General features: G+C 60.9%; 16 protein-coding genes and 1 tRNA gene. 7 read left to right on the plus strand and 10 right to left on the minus strand.

Features of this window, described 5'->3' with window-relative positions:
* Positions 1-421 (plus strand): sialate O-acetylesterase (locus tag ATY29_RS20420; protein WP_146053995.1); only part of this gene is annotated, 421 nt, incomplete at its 5' end.
* A 231-nt stretch (positions 422-652) separates the two neighbouring features.
* Here ATY29_RS20420 and ATY29_RS20425 read toward each other — a convergent pair.
* Positions 653-2,074 (minus strand): peptidoglycan L,D-endopeptidase MepK, encoded by a 1,422-nt coding sequence (locus tag ATY29_RS20425; protein WP_097537179.1) that lies wholly within the window; start codon positions 2,072-2,074, stop codon positions 653-655.
* A gap of 387 nt (positions 2,075-2,461) precedes the next feature.
* On the opposite strand from ATY29_RS20425, the gene ATY29_RS38530 reads away from it, so the two are divergent.
* Positions 2,462-2,707, plus strand: coding sequence for an HNH endonuclease (locus ATY29_RS38530; RefSeq protein ID WP_097537180.1), 246 nt, complete (start codon positions 2,462-2,464; stop codon positions 2,705-2,707).
* 264 nt (positions 2,708-2,971) lie between these two features.
* Here ATY29_RS38530 and leuS read toward each other — a convergent pair whose 3' ends face one another.
* The 6 genes from leuS to xylF all read right to left on the minus strand — a co-directional run bounded on the left by leuS (position 2,972) and on the right by xylF (position 10,209).
* Positions 2,972-5,494 (minus strand): leucine--tRNA ligase, encoded by a 2,523-nt coding sequence (leuS, locus tag ATY29_RS20435; protein ID WP_097537181.1) that lies wholly within the window; start codon positions 5,492-5,494, stop codon positions 2,972-2,974.
* Between the two features lie 599 nt (positions 5,495-6,093).
* Positions 6,094-6,321, minus strand: a complete 228-nt coding sequence (locus tag ATY29_RS20445; protein WP_037091668.1) for a CopG family ribbon-helix-helix protein — start codon at positions 6,319-6,321, stop codon at positions 6,094-6,096.
* Positions 6,322-6,512: 191 nt separating this feature from the next.
* Positions 6,513-6,589, minus strand: a tRNA-Arg gene (locus tag ATY29_RS20450).
* A gap of 204 nt (positions 6,590-6,793) precedes the next feature.
* Entirely contained in the window at positions 6,794-7,576 is a 783-nt protein-coding gene (locus ATY29_RS20455; protein WP_003565759.1) for an ATP-binding cassette domain-containing protein, read from the minus strand.
* Positions 7,577-7,590: 14 nt separating this feature from the next.
* On the minus strand, positions 7,591-8,904 hold the full coding sequence (locus ATY29_RS20460; RefSeq protein ID WP_097537182.1) for a sugar ABC transporter permease: 1,314 nt from the start codon (positions 8,902-8,904) through the stop codon (positions 7,591-7,593).
* A 264-nt stretch (positions 8,905-9,168) separates the two neighbouring features.
* On the minus strand, positions 9,169-10,209 hold the full coding sequence (xylF, locus tag ATY29_RS20465) for a D-xylose ABC transporter substrate-binding protein (protein WP_003565756.1): 1,041 nt from the start codon (positions 10,207-10,209) through the stop codon (positions 9,169-9,171).
* Positions 10,210-10,436: 227 nt separating this feature from the next.
* Between xylF and ATY29_RS20470 the strand changes: the two genes are divergently transcribed.
* Entirely contained in the window at positions 10,437-11,660 is a 1,224-nt protein-coding gene (locus ATY29_RS20470) for an ROK family protein (RefSeq protein WP_003565754.1), read from the plus strand.
* 279 nt (positions 11,661-11,939) lie between these two features.
* Here ATY29_RS20470 and iolG read toward each other — a convergent pair whose 3' ends face one another.
* Positions 11,940-12,932, minus strand: a complete 993-nt coding sequence (gene iolG, locus ATY29_RS20475; protein ID WP_025416808.1) for an inositol 2-dehydrogenase — start codon at positions 12,930-12,932, stop codon at positions 11,940-11,942.
* Between the two features lie 198 nt (positions 12,933-13,130).
* On the opposite strand from iolG, the gene ATY29_RS20480 reads away from it, so the two are divergent.
* The gene (locus ATY29_RS20480) at positions 13,131-13,415 is read left to right on the plus strand and encodes a hypothetical protein (protein ID WP_003565750.1); all 285 of its coding nucleotides are present in this window, start codon (positions 13,131-13,133) and stop codon (positions 13,413-13,415) included.
* Here ATY29_RS20480 and ATY29_RS20485 read toward each other — a convergent pair whose 3' ends face one another.
* Both ATY29_RS20485 and ATY29_RS20490 read right to left on the minus strand, forming a co-directional pair.
* A complete protein-coding gene (locus ATY29_RS20485) occupies positions 13,416-13,877 on the minus strand; it encodes a hypothetical protein (RefSeq protein ID WP_097537183.1) in 462 nt (153 codons plus the stop codon).
* Between the two features lie 210 nt (positions 13,878-14,087).
* Positions 14,088-15,095 (minus strand): LysR family transcriptional regulator, encoded by a 1,008-nt coding sequence (locus tag ATY29_RS20490; protein WP_003565746.1) that lies wholly within the window; start codon positions 15,093-15,095, stop codon positions 14,088-14,090.
* Positions 15,096-15,367: 272 nt separating this feature from the next.
* Here ATY29_RS20490 and chvE point away from each other — a divergent pair, with 272 nt between their 5' ends.
* From chvE to mmsB, 3 genes are all read left to right on the plus strand, one after another.
* Entirely contained in the window at positions 15,368-16,432 is a 1,065-nt protein-coding gene (chvE, locus tag ATY29_RS20495; RefSeq protein ID WP_003565744.1) for a multiple monosaccharide ABC transporter substrate-binding protein, read from the plus strand.
* 99 nt (positions 16,433-16,531) lie between these two features.
* Complete coding sequence (gene mmsA, locus ATY29_RS20500) at positions 16,532-18,070, plus strand: multiple monosaccharide ABC transporter ATP-binding protein (RefSeq protein WP_003565742.1); 1,539 nt, start codon at positions 16,532-16,534, stop codon at positions 18,068-18,070.
* Positions 18,067-19,278, plus strand: coding sequence for a multiple monosaccharide ABC transporter permease (gene mmsB, locus ATY29_RS20505; RefSeq protein ID WP_025416807.1), 1,212 nt, complete (start codon positions 18,067-18,069; stop codon positions 19,276-19,278). Before mmsA ends, mmsB begins: the two co-directional genes overlap by 4 nt.
* The last annotated feature ends 71 nt before the right edge of the window (positions 19,279-19,349 follow it).

Genomic DNA, 19,349 nt, shown 5'->3' on the forward strand with positions numbered 1-19,349 from the left:
TACGCTGAAACAGCTTCAGGATTCCGGTTATCGGATAACCAGCGTCCTCTGGGTGCAAGGAGAGGCGGACCTCGTTCTGGGCACCACTGCGGAGGCCTATCGGCAACGTTTCATGTCGATGGTTGGCACGCTGCGTCAGCACGGCGTCGAGGCACCCGTTTACATTTCGACCGCATCGAAATGCCTGGAACCGAGCAACGGCGGCTTCAAGGAGCATATTCCAGACAATCCAATCGTGCGGGCGCAGCTGGCCCTGTCAAAAAACGGCCACGGTATCCGAGAGGGGGTAAATTCTGACGCGTTGCTCGATCGGGATGACCGCTACGACGATTGCCATATCGGCGGCACTGGCGCGGAGAAAGTGTCGCGGGCCTGGCTGAACCTTCTGCGCGGGGGTAGCCGCCTGGAAGCCTCGCGATAGTCTTGCCTGAACCGGTTTCGCACCTTCGCACGCTTCGGCCCCATCCGCTATTCGGCACCTTCGGTTGTGATTGGTGTCACCTCGCTCTCCGACGGGGGGTGGACGGTGGCGAAGATGACGTCATTCAGCGCGCCAGTCTATCCGCCAGCAGACGCGGACGACTGAAAAGAAAGCGAGAACCCCGCCTGCTGACCTCGGCCGCGATTACCGTCGAATCAACCGCTGATGACGTCAACCCTCCGGAGGCGACACAAACCGGCCGGCATCGAATGGTCCTGCGGCGGCGACCGGAATGGCAGGCCCACCCGAGGTCGCGACAGTCGCCTGACGATGAACCGTGCGGGGCGAGACGCGAGGCGCGCTGAACCCGATCGCCTCGCCGGGGGAATGCAGCGCCCATTTTATCAGCGCCGCCTCGGACGTCGATCCCAAGAAGCCCGCTTCTTCCCAGGACGCAGTCATCGGCAGCGAGGCGATCATATCTGCGCCCCGCTCGGACCGCTCCTGTGCAGCAGCGAGGGGATGAAAACGGGCGTGAGCCGGCAATGCCGGCGGCCGTCGTTCCGGAAGCGCCTCGATCGGGCCGATCGACGCAGTCACCAGGGAGTCGTCCGCGCCCGCGTCTTGCGCAAGGGCGACCGGGCGCATCGCCGGTATCGGAATCGGCAAGGATGAAAGCTCGGGAGCGGAGCGTTTGTCGTCCCGCTCGGGCGCGCCGGTCTGCAGCTCTAGCGCATTCAATGCTCGGCTTTTCGGCGCAGGCAGAAGCGCCGTCACAAGTTTATTGTCTGTGGTGTCGCCGCCCGATCTGGTCGATGCACTCGCGTCCTCGTCTTCTCCAGCGCTGCTGGCGATCTGGATCGCGGCGCCACCGCTGCGTTTCTTGTAGTTCGCAACCGCCTGATTGTATCCCGGCAGCGGCCGGCCATCGGCCGGAAGATGCATCGTCTGCCCATTCGGGAATATGCGCGCGAGTTCCTGCCGCGACATGCGCGGCCAGGCCCGGACGTTGCCGACGTCGAGATGCACGAAGGGCGATCCCGAGGTCGGATAGTATCCGACACCGCCGACCTGCAACTGCATGGCCGTTGCCCGCAGCGTCGCAAGCTTCACGCCGGGAACGTAGAAATCCATCGCCTTGCCCAGCATGTGCTGGCTTTTCTTGGCGACACCGGTGCTGCGCGAGCGGTTGCGCAGCATGTTGTTGGTGGTAGGGGAACGATAGGCGGAGACGATATGGATATAATCCTTGCCGCCGCTGCGCTTATACACCTCCCAGACCAGGTCGAGCAGCCGGGGATCCATCCGCGTCGGCTCGTTCCGTCGCCAGTCGCGTAGAAACCGATTGATCTGGGCAAGACCCTTTGGATCGAACTTTCCGTCCCGCTTATAGGTAATCGTGGCCCTCTCGCCGGTATGGGTAAAGAACAGCTTCAGGGCCCGATCTTCCGCTGAGGCAAATGATGCAGAACCGACAAGTGCCGGCAGCGCAAACAGAGCCGGCAGAATGGTCTTAGCGACGAACCGTTCCGCACGCGACAGGAGGGTGGTTATTCCGCCCAAGGCTCCGCCCGACAAACCTTGCAGTGAATACTTCAACACGAACAAACCCGTCCTACACCAGACACTCGACGACGGGCGGGAACTCCGCATCCATCAGGCTCAGTAAAGCCAGCTTATGGTCAACAAATTGCTAACAAGCAGATGCGGGGGCTCGGTGAGAAGAGGATTGGAGCCAGTCTAGGCAGAAGCGGCCTTGCACCCACCCGTCATACGCTAAGCACAAATCGGCCTTTCCGCCGGTCAACCGGCAGGACGCTGGCCGAACGTGCCGGATGCGACAAAGTCGGGAAACGACTGTAGTGCGCCGGGAAGTACACATTAAGGAGAATTGACAGCGGTCCGAATTGCGGCTTTCCTAAATCAACCAGGCATGCGGTAGGGCAATCACGCTTGAGCAAACTCGCGAAGTACAGACACCGTCGAAAGCGGCAAGCATTTGAGCTTCAGGGCGGGCAATGCGGTATTTGCGAGGCCCCTATGGTTTTTCCTGGATTTCATAATAAGGATCGCAAACGCAATAGGCTCGCCACGGTCGCAAACTTAGCCACATGGGATCACATCAAGCCCGCAAGCCAAGGCGGAAACAGTTGCCTCGAAAATCTTCATCTTGTTTGTTTCGCCTGCAATCAGGAGCGTCGGACCAAGAAGGCCAAGCCGACCTGGCTGTCTACCAAAGCTAGATTGATGCGAGCTTTGGCGACTAGCGCCGCGACGTGCGTATAGCATGTGAAGTATGGCCCTCGCAGGAGCCGGAGCACCCCCAGCGGCGGACAAATCGACCCTCGCAAGCGCTGATGAGGACAAGAAGGCGCTAACGTGAGCTTACTCGAGCAGTGTGATGCCGCGATGTTTGACATATATCGTTGGGCCAAGGAGGAGGCGGGCTAAAACGCCTCTATGCTCTTGCAAATGCTGACCGCAGAAAGAGCTCGGCCACGGCGAAGCAGCTCCTCAACGCTTAAAAGCTGACGGCTAATCGTTCATTCGCTAGTCGGCGAGCACGAAGTTGACGAGACGCCCGGGGACGACAATTTCCTTCAGCACGGTCTTCCCCTTGAGCCTCGCCGCAACGTCAGCTTCTCTCGCAGCCAGCGCCACGAGTTCGCCATCGCTGATCGTCGGAGCGGCCTGAATCCTTCCCCGCAGCTTGCCGTTCACCTGGACGATAATTTCGCGGATACCATCGTCGGCGAGAGTGGGGTCGTATGTCGGCCAGGGTTCATGCGACAGACTTTGCGGATGCCCCAGCATTCGCCAGAGTTCCTCGGCAATGTGAGGCGCGAATGGTGCCAGCAGCAGAACGAAGGATTCGACTGCTGGCCGTGGCTTGATGTCCAGACCCGTCAATGCGTTTGACAGCTCCATCAGCTTGGAGATCGCCGTGTTGAAACGCAGGGCCTCGATGTCGTTGCCGACAGCCTTGATCGTTTTGTGAAGAACGCGCGCGATCTCTCGAGACGGCTCCGCGTCCAGAATCTTGCTCGACAACGTGCCATCCTCTCCAATTGCGATCCGCCATACGCGATGGAGGAAGCGGCTGACCCCGGCCACGCCGGACATTTGCCACGGCTTGGCAACGTCCAATGGTCCCATGAAGAGTTCATACAGACGCATGGCGTCGGCGCCGTATCGTTCGACAACCTCGTCAGGATTGACGACATTGAGCCTCGACTTCGACATCTTCTCGACCTGGCGCTCGACCTCGATTTCTCCGACATACCAGCGGCCGTCGCGCTCGGCCGCGTCCTCCGGGCGATAGTACCTTCCAGCCGCATCCTTGTAGCTGAAGGCCAGGATCATTCCCTGGTTAAACAGCTTGCGGAACGGTTCTTTGGACGTCACGACGCCGATGTCGAACAGGACTTTGTGCCAGAAGCGCGCGTAGAGCAGATGCAGCACCGCATGCTCGGCTCCTCCGACGTACAGGTCGACGGGCAGCCAGTATTTCTCCTTCTCGGGATCGATCGGCGCGGTCACGTTCCGAGGATCGGCAAAACGCAGGTAATACCAGCACGATCCCGCCCATTGGGGCATCGTGTTGGTTTCCCGCAGAGCTTCCATGCCGGACTTTGGATCGACTGTTCGAACCCAATCGCCCGCCCGTGCCAGCGGCGGCTCCCCGTCCGGCGTTGGTCTATATTCGTCCAGTTCGGGAGGCAGCAATGGCAGGGCGTCTTCCGGCAGGGGCACGATACTGCCGTCGGCGGCATGCAGAATAGGAAAGGGTTCTCCCCAGTATCTCTGCCGCGAGAACAGCCAGTCGCGCAGCTTGTACTCGATGCGCTCCACCCCAACGCCGTGCTCGGTCATCCACGAGATCGCTGCCGTTCTTGCCGTCTTCGTCTCCATTCCATCCATGAACCCGGAGTTGATCATCGAGCCTTCGCCCGTCCACGCGGCAGGCGGCACTTCGCCGGAGAGGGAGCCAGATGCCGACACGACTTCGACGACCGGCAGCCCGAACTCCTCAGCGAAATCGCGGTCGCGGTCGTCATGGGCGGGAACGGCCATGATTGCCCCTGTGCCGTAGTTCATCAGTGCGTAGTCAGCGATCCATACCGGAATCCGCGAACCATTCGCTGGGTTGATCGCAAACGCTCCGGTGAATACTCCGCTTTTCCGGGCTTGCGACTTCTCTATTGCGCTCATTGCCGCCGCGCGGACGCGGAGAGCGTCGACCTCTTCGCGTTGATCCACGGAAGCGATGGCATCGATAGCGGGGTGCTCGGGGGACAGGACGATATACGTCGCGCCGAAGATCGTTTCCGGACGCGTGGTGTAAATTGTCAGGGAACTCTCTCTATCCTCGACGGCGAAAGTCACTTCAGCGCCTTCCGATCTTCCAATCCAGTTGCGCTGCATCGCCTTGATGCCTTCCGGCCAGTCCAGCTCGTCCAGATCCGCGAGCAGACGGTCGGCATAGGCGGTGATTTTCAGCATCCACTGACGCATCGTGCGACGTTCCACCAGGTCTCCGGTTTCCACGTAGCGTCCGTCCTTCACTTCCTCGTTAGCGAGGACCGTACCTTGTGCTGGGCACCAGTTGACGGCAACGTCTGCCTGGTAGGCCAAGCCAGCCTTGTACATTTGCAGGAAGATCCATTGCGTCCATCGAACGAACTCGGGATCGGTGGTCGAAATCTCCCGGCTCCAATCGTAGGAAAAGCCCAGACGCCGGACCTGCTTCCTGAAATTCGAGATGTTGCTCCGCGTGGTGATCGCTGGATGGATGCCCGTCCGCAAGGCATACCGCTCGGCGGGCAGCCCGTAGGCATCCCACCCCATGGGATGCAGGACATTGCAGCCCATCATGCGCTTGTAGCGAGCCACCACGTCGGTCGCGGTATAGCCTTCGGGATGGCCTACATGCAGGCCGTCGCCGGACGGATAGGGAAACATATCAAGGACATAATATTTCGGGCGGCTTGTGTCGTCCTCGGTTTTGAACGTCTGGCTTTCTTCCCAGTATCGTTGCCATCGCGGCTCGATCGTCTTGGGGTCATATGGCATTGCGAATTCCCTTCTGTCTATTCGGACGGGTCCGGGCGGGGCCGGAAGCTGAATTTCTGACCGAAGAGGAATGGCAACAAAAAAACCCGCCTCTTCGGCGGGTTGCTGCATCTTAGAAACGCAAGCGCGTGCTAACCCACCATCGGAATGATGGCGAGTAGGAGCTGTGAGTTGGTGCGCGCAGCGTTCATGTCTTTTTTGATGCCACGGAACCGCTTTCCTGTCCAGACGCCGGCGGCGCGGTCAGTTTGACAATATGTTGATGGATTACGTCGAGCGCGTTCCTCACGAATTCTTTCGCCATGAAGGCACGATGCCGGGCGAGGACGCCTCTGAACGCCTTTTCAGGGGCCGTCGTAATCGTGGGAGGCATCGTCCTCGTAATCGAAGTCGCCTTCGATCTCGATGCCTGGCGGTCGTTGCCGCCCGTGCCTCATCTTGAGGATGACGACCTCGTCCTCGCCGACCTCATAGTCGACAAGGTAAGCGGAGCCTTTTCACGTCGTCAAGGAACTGCCGCGCCGCTCCTGGATGCTGCGCCTTGAGATATCTGCCTTCTGTCGTGATATATTCTCGTGCGTCGGGAGAGACCGTGACCTTCACGCCGCCGCGCCTTTGACGATACCTTCAAGCTCGTCGATGACATCGTCGAGATCATGTCCGTTTCCAGCTTCGAGGTCTCGCCGGGCGCGGTCGATTTCGATGATCTCCCTTCCTTCGGCGGCGAGATACGACTTCAGCGCCCGGACGAACACCCAGCTCCGGGTGCGGCCGCAGATTTCCGCAATTTCTTCGATCTCCGCAAGGACATCGGTTGGAAGGCGCATGGTGATCGGATCCGAAAGCTCTCGATTTGCCACGTCTTTTCACTCCTTTTGTAATACGAGAGTAAGCCATCGGGCGTCGATCGTCAAACTCGTTCCAGCTCTCCAGATCCACGCGGAGTCCAGCGCGCGTCGAAGCTACCGCGATCATATCGCGAATGTCCGCACTTATTAGCGATGGAGAGTAGGAGAAGTGGCGCACCCGACAGGATTCGAACCTGTGACCTTTGGAATCGGAATCCAACACTCTATCCAGCTGAGCTACGGGTGCATGCCGAAGGCGGTTTGAATCGCCTGTCCGATGGGTGGTTCTTAGCCTAGCTTGCAGCCGGCTTCAATCGCGAATTTCTTAGAAATACCGATGCTTGCGGTTTGGCACGGGTTTTTATCCGTCAGCCTGTGTGAACGGATAAAAAACTCCGCCGGCCTTGCGGGCGGCGGAGCTTGGTTGTCTGGGGCAGGGCCCCTGCGGCGCTCAGATCTGCATGGCGCCGGGGCCGGGGATGGCTTTCGGCGGCACCTTGCCGAGGATGATCATCCCCAGCACCTCATCCTTGGTCACGTCCTCGGTGCGGGCGTGGCCCACGAGCTGGCCGTTCTTCATCACCGAGACGCGGTCGGCGAGGTCGAAGACGTCGTGGATGTCGTGGCTAATGAGGAAGATGCCGATGCCTTCCTTCTTCAGCTGCTTGATCAGCTCGCCCACCTGTGCCGTCTCCTGGGGCCCAAGGGCCGCCGTCGGCTCGTCCATGATCAGAATGCGGGCGTTGAAGAGGATGGCGCGGGCGATCGCCACCGATTGCCGCTGGCCGCCGGAAAGCGCCTTGACCGGCTCCTTGAAGCGCTTGAAGTTGGGGTTGAGCCGCCCCATCACCTCGCGCGCCGAGGCTTCCATCGCCACGTCGTCGAGCGTGCCCCAACGGGTTTTCAGCTCGCGGCCGAGATAGAGGTTGGCGGCGGCGTCGACATTGTCGGCGACGGCAAGCGTCTGGTAGATCGTCTCGATCCCGTATTTCTTGGCATCGCGCGGATTGCGGATGTCGGCCGGCTCGCCATTGATCAGGATCTCGCCGCCATCGCGCTTGTAGGCGCCGGAGAGAATCTTGATCAGCGTCGATTTGCCGGCGCCGTTGTGGCCGAGCAGGGCCACCACTTCGCCGGGGTAAAGATCGACCGAGGCGTTGTCGACGGCGTGAATGCCGCCGAAGGAGATCGAGATGTTTTTCAGTTCCACGAGGGGAGTGCGTTGATCAGCCATATCTTTAGCTCCTCTCACTTGGCACGGGCGCGGTAGACGGTGTCGAGCCAGACCGCCACGACAAGGACGGTGCCGACGACGACGCTCTGCAGCGGTGTGTCGACATGCGCCAGCACCATGCCCGATTGCAGCGACTGCATGACGAGCGCGCCGAGCATGGCGCCGGCGATGGTGCCGGTGCCGCCTGCCAGCGACGTTCCGCCGATCACGGCGGCGGCGATGGTGTAGAGCTCGTCGAGCGTGCCCTGCGAGTTGGTCGCGGCGTTGAGGCGGGCGGTGGAAATCGCCGCTGCGATCGCGGCCAAAATGCCCATCAGCGCGAAGATGCGCACCGTCACCCAGCGGGTCTTGATGCCGGCGAGTTCGGCCGCTTCAGGGTTGCCGCCGATCGCGAAGACATAGCGGCCGAAGCGCAGCCTTGTGGCGATGAAGGTCATGATGATGCCGACGACGATGGCGATGAGCACCGGCACGGCGATGCCGTAGGGAATATCGAGGCCGGTTTCCGGCCAGGGGATATTGTTGGTCTCGGCATATTTCTTGGCGATGTTGATCGGCCAGTAATAGCTGTTGGCGATCGAGACGGCCCCGAGGATCAGGAAGCAGCTGAGGATGGCGAGGAAATATTCCGCCCAGAGCGGCCGGCGCGGAAAGCCGAAGCGGCGGCGCTGATGACGCGAGCCGATGATGCTGGCGATGACGAAGAGGCAAGCGGCGATGCCGACCACCCAGCTCCAGGTGGCGCCGATCGAGCCCTCGGCGCCGCCGCCCATGATGCGGAAAGTCTGGTCCATCGGGGCAACCGTCTGGCCGCTGGTGACGAGCCAGGTCGCACCGCGCCAGACGAGCAGGCCGCCGAGGGTGACGATGAAGGAGGGAACGTTGAGGAAGGCGATGATCATGCCCTGGAAGGTGCCGATCAGCGCGCCGGCAATGATGCCGATGAGCAGCGTGATCACCCAGGTGAACGGGCTGTCGAAGCCGATATATTCCGGCAGGATCTTCGCCTGGGTCACGCCCATGATCATGCCGCAGAGGCCGAGCACGGATCCGACCGAAAGGTCGATGTTGCGGGTGACGATGATCAGCACCATGCCCGTCGTCATGATCGCGATATCGGTCGTCTGGACCGAGAGGTTCCAGAGATTGCGCGGGGTCAGGAACAGGCCGCCGGTGATGATGTGGAAGCCGATCCAGATGATGACCAGCGCGCCGATCATGCCGAGCAGCCGCGTGTCGATCTCGGTCGCCCGGAAGAAGCGGGTGACCGGGCTGGCGTCCGCCGTTCGCGGTCCGCTCGATGTTGTGGATTTTACCATTTCGGCCATGGGTTTGCCGTTCCCCCATTCTTGTTTGGACGGACGCGCCGGCGTGCGAAGGGCTGCCAATGGCGTCATTAGTCTGTTCTTCAACTGACCATCGCAACGCTTCCGGAAGCCGGTCGCGTGGCGACGCGACGCTCTTCCGGCAGGGAATGCAAGTCCGCGATGGTGCGGCGAGGCGGAGAAAACTGCATCTTTGGAATTCTCATCCGCATGCGGCGCCGCAGCGGTGTTCCGCTGCGGCGCCGGTTATTCTAGTTCAACGCTGGCTTACTTGCAGGCAGCGACGGTGTCGGCCTTGACGCCCTGGCAGGCTTCAGCCTTGGAGATCCAGCCGGCGTCGATGACGACGTTGAGGTTTTCCTTGGTGATCGCCAGCGGCTTCAGGAAGACCGACTGCATTTCCACGCCCTTCGGGCCGCCCTTGAAGGCCTGAGCGCCGTCGACCTTGCTCATGTCCTTGCCGCCGGCGAGGTCGAGAGCGATTTCAGCGGCGCGCTTGCCGAGTTCGCGGCTGTCCTTCCAGACGGAAACCGTCTGCGTGCCGAGCGCGATGCGGTTCAGCGCCGCCTTGTCGCCGTCCTGGCCGGAAACCGGAACGGAGCCGGCGAGGCCCTGGGCGTCGAGCGCTGCGATCGCGCCGCCGGCCGTGCCGTCGTTGGAGGCGACGACGGCGTCAACCTTGTTGTTGTTGGCGGTCAGGAACTGCTCCATGTTGCGCTGGGCGTTCTCCGGCAGCCAGCCGTCGGTATAGGCTTCGCCGACATTCTTGATCTTGCCGGCGTCGATCGCAGCCTTCAGCACTTCCTGCTGGCCGGAGAACAGGAAGTCGGCATTCGGGTCGGAAGACGAACCCTTGATGAAGACGTAATTGCCTTCCGGCTTGGCCTTGAAGACGCCCTCGGCCTGCAGGCGGCCGACTTCCTTGTTGTCGAAGGTGATGTAGAAGGCAGCCGGATTTTCGATCAGGCGGTCGTAACCGACGACCGGGATGCCTTCGGCAGCGGCCTTTTCGATCGCCGGGCCGATAGCGTCGGAATCCTGGGCAAGAATGATCAGTGCGTTGGCGCCCTGCGAGATCAGCGATTCGACGTCGGTCAGCTGCTTGGCGGCCGAGGACTGCGCGTCAGCGGAAATATACTTGGCGCCCTTGGCTTCGAGAGCCTTCTTGATGGCGGCTTCGTCGGTCTTCCAGCGTTCTTCCTGGAAGTTCGACCAGGAAACGCCGACGACGAGATCGGCAGCCATGGCCGCGGTATGCACGGAAACGAGAATGGCCGCGCCTGCCATCAATTTCAAAATAGACTTCATAATGTCCTCCCGAGTGAGTTGCGACCGGCCCAGCCCATGCTTCCTCCGGCCACCGCGAAAAGCTGTCGAGGAAAATTCGGATTATTTTCTCGACAGTCGAGAAATTTGATGTCAGAGATTTTTTCGGCTGTCAACACTGGGCCGCCAGCTTATTTTCCTTGCGGAACGGCGGTCGGCGATGCAGTGGAAGCGAGGACGGAACAAGCATTGGGAAGAGGGCGGCTTTCATGCTGACCAAGTCGAGCACGGAGCTGGTCCGGCAGAGAAACAGCGTGCTCGTGCTGTCCGTGCTGCGCCGCCACGGTCAGCTGGCGCATACCGAGATGTCGGACTTCACCGGCCTTTCCTCGGCCACCATTTCGGCGATCACGGCCGATCTGGAACGCGCCCATATCATCGAAAAATCCGAGCAGCAGGCGGCAAGCGGCCGCGGCCGGCCACGCGTTCTTTTGCGCCAGCGCCGCGATTGCGGCTACTTGATCGTCGTCATCATCTCGTCGGATGCGGTGCAATATTCGCTGGTGGATTATGCCGGCAAGCTGATCGACCGCTTCAGCGAGGAGCGCTCGCAGGATCCCTCAGGGGCCGCCCGCTTTGTTCAGGCGGTGCGCGCCGGGCTGTCGCGCATTCTCGATCGCTCCAGAATCTCCCAGGAAAAGGTGCTGCTGATCTCGATCAGCAGCAAGGGTCTGGTCAATTCCACCGAGCCGGTGCTTGTCTGGTCGCCGATCTTCGGCAGCGACCAGATCGATTTCGAATCGGTGCTGCGGCCGGAATGGCAGGCCAAGGTCATCCTCGACAACGAGACGCTGTTGGTCGCCGCCGCCCTCGGGGCGCGTGAGGAGATCGCCAAGGGCGCCGATTTCCGCTCGCTGGCGGCGCTATCGCTCGGCCACAGCATCGGCCTTGGCATCGTCCGGCGCGGCAATCAGACCGGTCAGGAGATCGCGGCGCCCAATTTCGGCCACATGCTGCACATGGCGGGTGGCGGCCTCTGCCGCTGCGGCACCCGCGGCTGCATCGAGGCCTATGCCGGCTTCTACGCCATCCTGCGCAGCGCCTTCGAAGTGCCGCTCGATACCATCCCCGCCAAGTTCGTGCCGGTGTCGGAGTTGGACAAGATCGCCGCCAAAGCCCGCCAAGGTCACCGCACCTCCGCCTTCGCCTTCCGCCAGGCCGGCCTGGCGCTCGGCAACGGCCTGTCGCGCATGCTCAGCCTCACCGAACGCATGCCCATCGCCATCACCGGCCCCGGCACGCGCTACTACGACCTGCTGCGCCAGGGCATCGAAGAAGGCCTGGGCCAGTCCCATATCGTCCGCATGGAAGGCATGCCCGAAATCCGCGTCGTCCCCGACGAACCGATCCTCGTCTTCGAAGGCCATCTCAACCGGGCGCTGTCGGTGATCGACCAGGATATCGTGCTCTCAGGCGGGCAGGGCGGGGATTAGGGAGAAATCCTGCTGGCGCTTCGGCGTTGATGGCTGCCCCTCACCCTAACCCTCTCCCCGTAAGAACGGGGCGAGGGGACGTGCCCTGCGAGATGTGCGAGGGACGGAAAGGTCGCTGCATATCCCCTTCGCCCCGTATTTACGGGGAGGAGGTGGCGGCAGCCGGACGAGGGGCAGCACCGTCACAAATCGGCCAGCCCTGAGACAAGGCCAAGCACAGCCAAACGCAAATGGCCGGGCAAAGCCCGGCCATCTCACAGTCCACTCGGCAGAGACCTCTCAGCCGATCTTGACCAGCTTGCCTTCCCTAACCGACTGAACCGCGGCATCGGCAAGCGCCAGCGCTGCCAGGCCATCGGCGCCGGAGGGGGAAATCTTCGTGCCTTTTTCAATGGCGGCGATGAAGGCGGCTATTTCGTTGGCATAGGCTTCCGTGTAGCGGGTCATGAAGAAGTCATGCAGCGGCGGGCGGGTGTAGCCGTCGCCGTTGGCCACTTCGATCGAGACCGGGCGCTGGTTTTCGGCTGCCGCCATGCCCTTGGCGCCGTGCACCTCGATGCGCTGGTCGTAGCCATAGGTGGCGCGGCGGGAGTTTGAAATGACGGCCTGCTTGCCGGATTTGGTCTGCAGGATCACCGAGACGCTGTCATAATCGCCGGCTTCGCCGATCGCCTTGTCCACAAGCACGGCGGCGGTCGCCAGCACAGAGACCGGCTCTTCGCCGAGCAGGAAGCGGGCCATGTCGAAGTCGTGGATGGTCATGTCGCGGAAGATGCCGCCCGAGCGCTTGATGTAATCGACCGGCGGGGCGCCGGGGTCGCGCGAGGTGATCGTCACCATCTCGACATCACCGATCTTGCCGTCGTCGATCACCTTGCGCACCGCCATGAAATGCGGGTCGAAGCGGCGGTTGAATCCGACCATCAGCTTGGCGCCGGTCTCTTCCACCACCTTGATGCAGGCCTTGACGCGGGCGACATCGAGATCGATCGGCTTTTCGCAGAAGATCGCTTTGCCGGCGCGGGCGAAGCGCTCGATCAGGTCGGCATGAGTGTCCGTCGGCGTGCAGATCACGACTGCGTCGATATCTCCAGCGGCCTCGATCGCCTCGATGGTGCGGACTTCGCAGCCATAGGCTGATGCAATCGCCTCGGCCGCTTGCGGAAAGGCATCGGCGACCGCAACCAGCTTCGCATTGGCGTCGCCGCTGACGGCTTTCGCATGAACCTTGCCGATGCGGCCGGCGCCGAGAAGACCAAATCTCACTGTCATCGTAAACCTCCCTTGAATTCGGAACAAATGAACCGAATTGCCAAAAATCTGGAATTTTCATTCCACCATCTCTGCGCCGCGTCAAGCCCGCGGCTCTTTCACATTTGCAAGATTCGAACTAAAGACAAGCGCGGCGCAGGCCGAAGGCAAGCGGCGCGTACTAAAGGCACGTGCGACATATCCGACCGCGGAGCAGGAATGCAACTCATCGATCCGAATCATCCGGCATACCAGCGCCTTTGGGTGCGCATTGCCATCGTTGCTGTCTGCTTCGGCTGGGCCGGGGTCGAGCTCGTCACCGGCGATCCGTTCTGGGCGGTGCTGGCGGGGGGCGCGGGCGCCTATTCCTTCTATATGCTGTTCTTGACTTTCAAGCCGAAGCCGCCGGTCGCCGCGGCAGCAGCCGAGGCCGACGCCGCGGAAGAGAGTGACGCCGAGGAGACGTCTGCGGAGAAGCCTTCCAAGGACGGGCAGGCGGAATAATCAGCGCAACCGCCGCAGCGCCTCATCGATCAGCAGATTGGCCAGCATCATGCGCTTGGTCGCATTGTCGCGAAAGGGCAGGGCGACGCTATCGGGGTGATTGGCGCGGGCGAAGGCGCGGCGCTTTTCGCTGAGCGTCAGCGGTGTGTCGGCCGCCGAGATCGCCAGTTCGGCGGCAACTTCTTGCGGCGTCGTGCGGGTGAGATGATCCGGCATGACGGGCTCGGGCGGAAGCGCCGGCCCGGGTTGCTCGACGCCGGCGGGTTCGTGTTCCAGATTGTCGAAATAGGCCTGGCCGACGCGCTGCGAGGCGACCGAAACACCCTCCAAGACGTCGAAGGCAAGCCCGGTGCCGAGACCGGAGACGCGATGGCCGGCCGGCGCTTCGACCTCTTCGGCCGTCTCGTCCTCCGCCTTCAGCCGCTCGAGGACTGATTGAAATACCGACTGTCCGAACAGCATCCGCGTTCCTCAAGAGCATTGCGTTTTCTTCGAAACACCGACGTGCTCTAATTTTTCCTCGCAATTTCCGGACGCAAAAACCGCCGCGTCTTGTGCTGGAATTGCTCCGGCGTGCATTAAAGATGGGCAAGATGGCGCCGGGCTTGCGGATTTAATCGTTGGAGCATCATGTCGCCCGAAAACCGCTGACACTTTTCGGCATCATGCTCTCTAGCCCGCCTGCTTCAGGCTCTCCTCCAGAATGATGTCGTAGAGCAGCCTGGCGCTCGGCGGCAGGGCCCGTTCTCTGGCGGTGATCAGGCTGTAGGGTTTGACGTTGATGTCGAAATCGATCGGCAGCATGCGCACGTCGGAAGCCTTGGCGCTTTGGCTCGCCAGGAATTGGGCGACGTCGGTCGCGACAGGAGCGATCGCGTCGGTTCCGCAGACGATGGCGCAGGTCAGAAGCAGCGACGAGGTGTTGACGATATTTTCCGGCAGCGCCACGCCGCGCGACAGGAAAATATCCTCGATCGTCCGGCGCAGCAGCGTGCCCGGCGGCTGGAACACCCAGTCGTAATCCCTGATGTCGGAAAGGCTGCTGGTCTTTTTCTTTTTTAGCAGCGGATGGCGGTTGCGCACGATCAGGCAGGCGCGCTCGATGCCGATCTCCTTCACCTCGAACAGGCGCGGGTTGAGGTCGTCGGGGATGCGGCTGATGATGAAGTCGTGGCGGGCGGCGAGCAGCTCGCGGGCCAGCACATTGCTGGTCTCCACCTGGATGTTGATCTCGATGCCGGGATAGGCCTTGCGCACCCTGTTGATCGCCGGCACGACGAGGCTCATCGCCGGCGCCGTCACCGCGCCGATGAAGACCGGGCCGCCCTTGCCACTTTTCAATTCGCCGATCTCGCGGCTCGCCTCGCGCAGCTCCAGCAGGATCTTTCGCGCCCGCCTGGCGAGCGCCGCGCCGAAGGTGGTCAGCACCACGCCGCGGGCGACGCGCTCATAGAGCGTGGTCTTGGTGATCGATTCCATTTCGGACAGCATGCGCGACGCGGCGGGCTGCGAGATGTTCAGAACTTCCGCGGCAGCGGAAATTTGTCCGCTATCTTCGATTGCGACGATCATCCGCAGGTGATTCAGCTTAAGTCCTGCACGCAGAAGGCCGTCGTCGCCGAAACTATCGCTGTGGATATCGACGTGATCCATCGAAATTGGCTCTGAAACGATCGTCATGGTTGCAGCCTCCTCGCTGCGCTCCATCAAAAGTAATACTTTTTAACGATATACCAAAATTGTTATGCACTTTACCAGTTATTCTATTTGACAGTTATAGGAATCCATACCAGTTTGCCGCCGTGTGCTGGTTGGCACTCAACACGTGTGAGATCGTGGAGGAGACCTACTTCGTTTCTCACCATCTGAAGTAACTATCCAATACGGAACCTGCCACAGTTTCGGGGCGGGCGGTTTTTTCGTCCGCTGCACTATTAACAAGGGAGAGAGAAATGAAGTCCATTATCTCATTGATGGCTGCGGCTGCCTTCGGCGTCGCTTCGTTCGTTGCGCCGGCAATGGCTGCCGACAAGGGCACCGTCGGCATTGCAATGCCGACCAAGGCTTCGGCTCGCTGGATCGACGACGGCAACAACATCGTCAAGCAGCTCGAAGCTGCCGGTTACGCCACTGACCTGCAGTATGGCGACGACGATATTCCGAACCAGCTTTCGCAGATCGAAAACATGGTCACCAAGGGTGCCAAGGTTCTCGTCATCGCTTCGATCGACGGCACGACGCTTTCCGACGTTCTGCAGAAGGCTCATGACGCCGGCATCAAGGTCATCGCTTATGACCGTCTGATCCGCGATTCGGGCAATGTCGATTACTACGCGACCTTCGACAACTTCCAGGTCGGCGTTCTTCAGGCTAACTCCATCGTCGACGGCCTCGGCCTCAAGGATGGCAAGGGCCCGTTCAACATCGAACTGTTCGGCGGTTCGCCGGACGATAACAACGCCTTCTTCTTCTATGATGGCGCAATGTCGGTCCTGCAGCCCTACATCGACTCGGGCAAGCTGGTCGTGAAGTCCGGCCAGACCGGCATGGACAAGGTCGGCACGCTGCGTTGGGATCCGGCAACGGCCCAGGCCCGCATGGACAACCTGCTTTCGGCTAACTACACCGACGCCAAGGTCGACGCCGTTCTGTCGCCTTACGACGGTCTGTCGATCGGTATCATCTCCTCGCTGAAGGGCGTTGGTTACGGTACGGCTGCCCAGCCGCTGCCGATCGTCACCGGTCAGGACGCTGAAATCCCGTCGGTCAAGTCGATCATCGCTGGCGAACAGCACTCGACGATCTTCAAGGACACGCGCGAACTCGCCAAGGTCACCGTTGCCATGGTCGATGCCGTCATGTCCGGCAAGGAGCCTGAGGTCAACGACACCAAGACCTACGACAACGGCGTCAAGGTCGTTCCGTCCTATCTGCTGAAGCCGGTTGCCGTCGACAAGACCAACTACAAGCAGATCCTCGTCGACAGCGGTTACTACTCTGAAGACAAGCTGAAGTAAGACGTTAAGCAAGAGGCCGGAGCCCGCGCTTGCGGGTTCCGGCCTTCGATTTTATGATCGCCAAGCCGCTTGGCGGCGCAAGGCGCTGGAACTTTGACTATGGACAACACCATCCTCGAAATGCGGAGCATCACCAAGACGTTTCCGGGCGTCAAGGCGCTGGAGAACGTGAACCTCAAGGTTCGCAAGGGTGAAATTCACGCGTTGGTCGGCGAAAACGGAGCCGGCAAATCGACCCTGATGAAAGTCCTATCGGGCGTCTATCCCACCGGAAGTTATGACGGCGACATCGTCTATGAAGGCGAGACGCGCAACTTCAAGGTCCTGAAGGATTCCGAAGAAATCGGCATCGTCATCATCCACCAGGAACTGGCATTGGTGCCGTTGCTGTCGATCGGCGAAAACATCTTCCTCGGCAACGAGAATGCCAAGAGCGGCGTCATCAGCTGGGACGAGACGTTCAACCGCACCAAGCAGCTGCTCAAGAAGGTCGGCCTATCCGAATCTCCGAACACGCTGGTGACCGACATCGGCGTCGGCAAGCAACAGCTCGTCGAGATCGCCAAGGCGCTGTCGAAGAGCGTCAAGCTGCTCATCCTCGACGAGCCGACGGCTTCGCTCAACGAACGCGATTCCGACGCGTTGCTGACGCTGCTCATGGAATTCCGCAAGCAGGGCATCACCTCGATCATCATTTCCCATAAGCTGAACGAGATCCGCAAGGTCGCCGACCAGATCACCGTCCTGCGCGACGGCATGACGGTCAAGACGCTCGACTGTCATGCCGACGAGATCAGCGAAGACATCATCATCCGCAACATGGTCGGCCGCGATCTCGAGGACCGCTATCCCCCGCGTTCGGTGCCGATCGGCGAAACCATTCTCGAAGTGAAGAACTGGAACGCCTATCACCAGCAACACCGCGACCGTCAGGTCCTGCACAATATCAACGTCACCGTCCGCAAGGGCGAGGTCGTTGGTATCGCCGGGCTGATGGGGGCAGGGCGCACCGAATTCGCCATGAGCTTGTTCGGCAAGGCCTATGGCCACAAGATTTCGGGCGAGGCGCTGATGCACGGCAAGCCGGTCGACGTCAGCACGGTGCGCAAGGCGATCGACGCCGGTCTCGCCTACGTCACCGAAGACCGCAAGCAGCTCGGCCTGGTGCTCAACGACACGATCCTGCACAACACGACGCTGGTCAATCTGAAGGCGGTATCGAACGCCTCTGTTATCGACAGCGTCAAGGAATCCAGGGTTGCGACCGACTATCGGTCGAAGCTGCGCATCCGTTCCTCCAGTATCTTCCAGGAGACGGTCAATTTGTCCGGCGGCAACCAGCAGAAGGTGGTGCTGTCGAAGTGGCTGTTCTCCAATCCCGATATTTTGATCCTCGACGAGCCGACGCGCGGCATCGATGTTGGCGCAAAATACGAAATCTATACTATCATCAACCAGCTTGCCGCCGATGGAAAGGGCGTTCTGATGATCTCGTCGGAAATGCCTGAACTGCTTGGCACATGTGACCGCATCTACGTCATGAACGAAGGACGCATCGTCGCGGAACTGCCGAAGGGAGAAGCAAGCCAGGAAACCATCATGCGCGCTATCATGCGCTCAGGGGAGAAGAAACAATGACGCCGATCAATCAACCCATCGCTGAGCAGGGGCGTGTCGTCTCCATCGGAGACTACGTTCGCGGCAACATCCGCGAATACGGCATGTTTATCGCGCTCATCGCGATCATGGTGTTCTTCCAGATTTCGACCGGCGGTGTTCTCTTCAGGCCGCTCAACCTGACAAACATCATTCTGCAGAACTCGTTCATCGTCATCATGGCGCTGGGCATGCTGCTCATCATCGTCGCCGGCCATATCGATCTTTCGGTCGGCTCGGTCGTCGGTTTCATCGGCGCCATCGCCGGCGTGATGACGGTGCAATGGCACGTCAATTATGTCGTCGCAGGCGTCGTGTGTCTTGCCATGGGCGCGCTTGTCGGCGGCATCCAGGGATATTTCGTCGCCTATCACAAGATCCCGGCCTTCATCGTCACGCTGGCCGGCATGCTGGTCTTCCGTGGCCTGACGCTGTTCGTGATGACGGCATCAGGGACCGGCACCAGCATTGGTCCTTTCCCGCCGGAATTCCAGCTGATCAGCATCGGCTTCCTGCCGAACCTGTTCGACATGGGCGGCATCAACTCGACCTCGATCATCCTGACCGTCGTCGGTGCCGTCACCCTCTTCTATCTGGCGTGGCGCAAGCGCCTGTCGAACGAGAAGCATGGCAATGACGTCGAGCCGATGGGCTTCTTCCTCGCCCAGAACATTATTGTCTCGCTCGCCATCCTGGGGCTCGGCTACCAGCTGTCGATCTATCGCGGCTTCCCGAACGTGCTGGTCGTCATGCTCGTTCTCGTCGCAGCCTACGCTTTCATTACCCGCCGCACGACGGTTGGCCGGCGCATCTACGCCATGGGCGGCAATGAGAAGGCGACCAAGCTTTCCGGTATCAACACCGAGCGGCTGACCTTCCTGACCTTCGCGAACATGGGCCTGCTGGCTGGCCTCGCCGGCCTCATCGTTGCGCTGCGCCTCAACTCGGCGACGGCCAAGGGCGGTTTCGGCCTCGAGCTCGACGTCATCGCCGCCTGCTTCATCGGCGGCGCGTCGGCCCAGGGCGGCGTCGGCAAGGTGACGGGTGCGGTGATCGGCGCGCTTATCATGGGCATCATGAACAATGGCATGTCGATCCACGGTCTCGGCACCGACTCGCAGCAGATGGTCAAGGGTGCGGTGCTTCTCGCTGCCGTGTTCTTCGACGTCTACAACAAGAACAAGGGCTGAGCGCCTCAAGCGCAGCCCGGGCATTCGCAGTCATAAGAATGATCAACTCCGGCTCCCGAGGGAGCCGGACA

Source organism: Rhizobium hidalgonense, from assembly GCF_002914525.1.
GTDB classification, from domain to species: domain Bacteria; phylum Pseudomonadota; class Alphaproteobacteria; order Rhizobiales; family Rhizobiaceae; genus Rhizobium; species Rhizobium hidalgonense.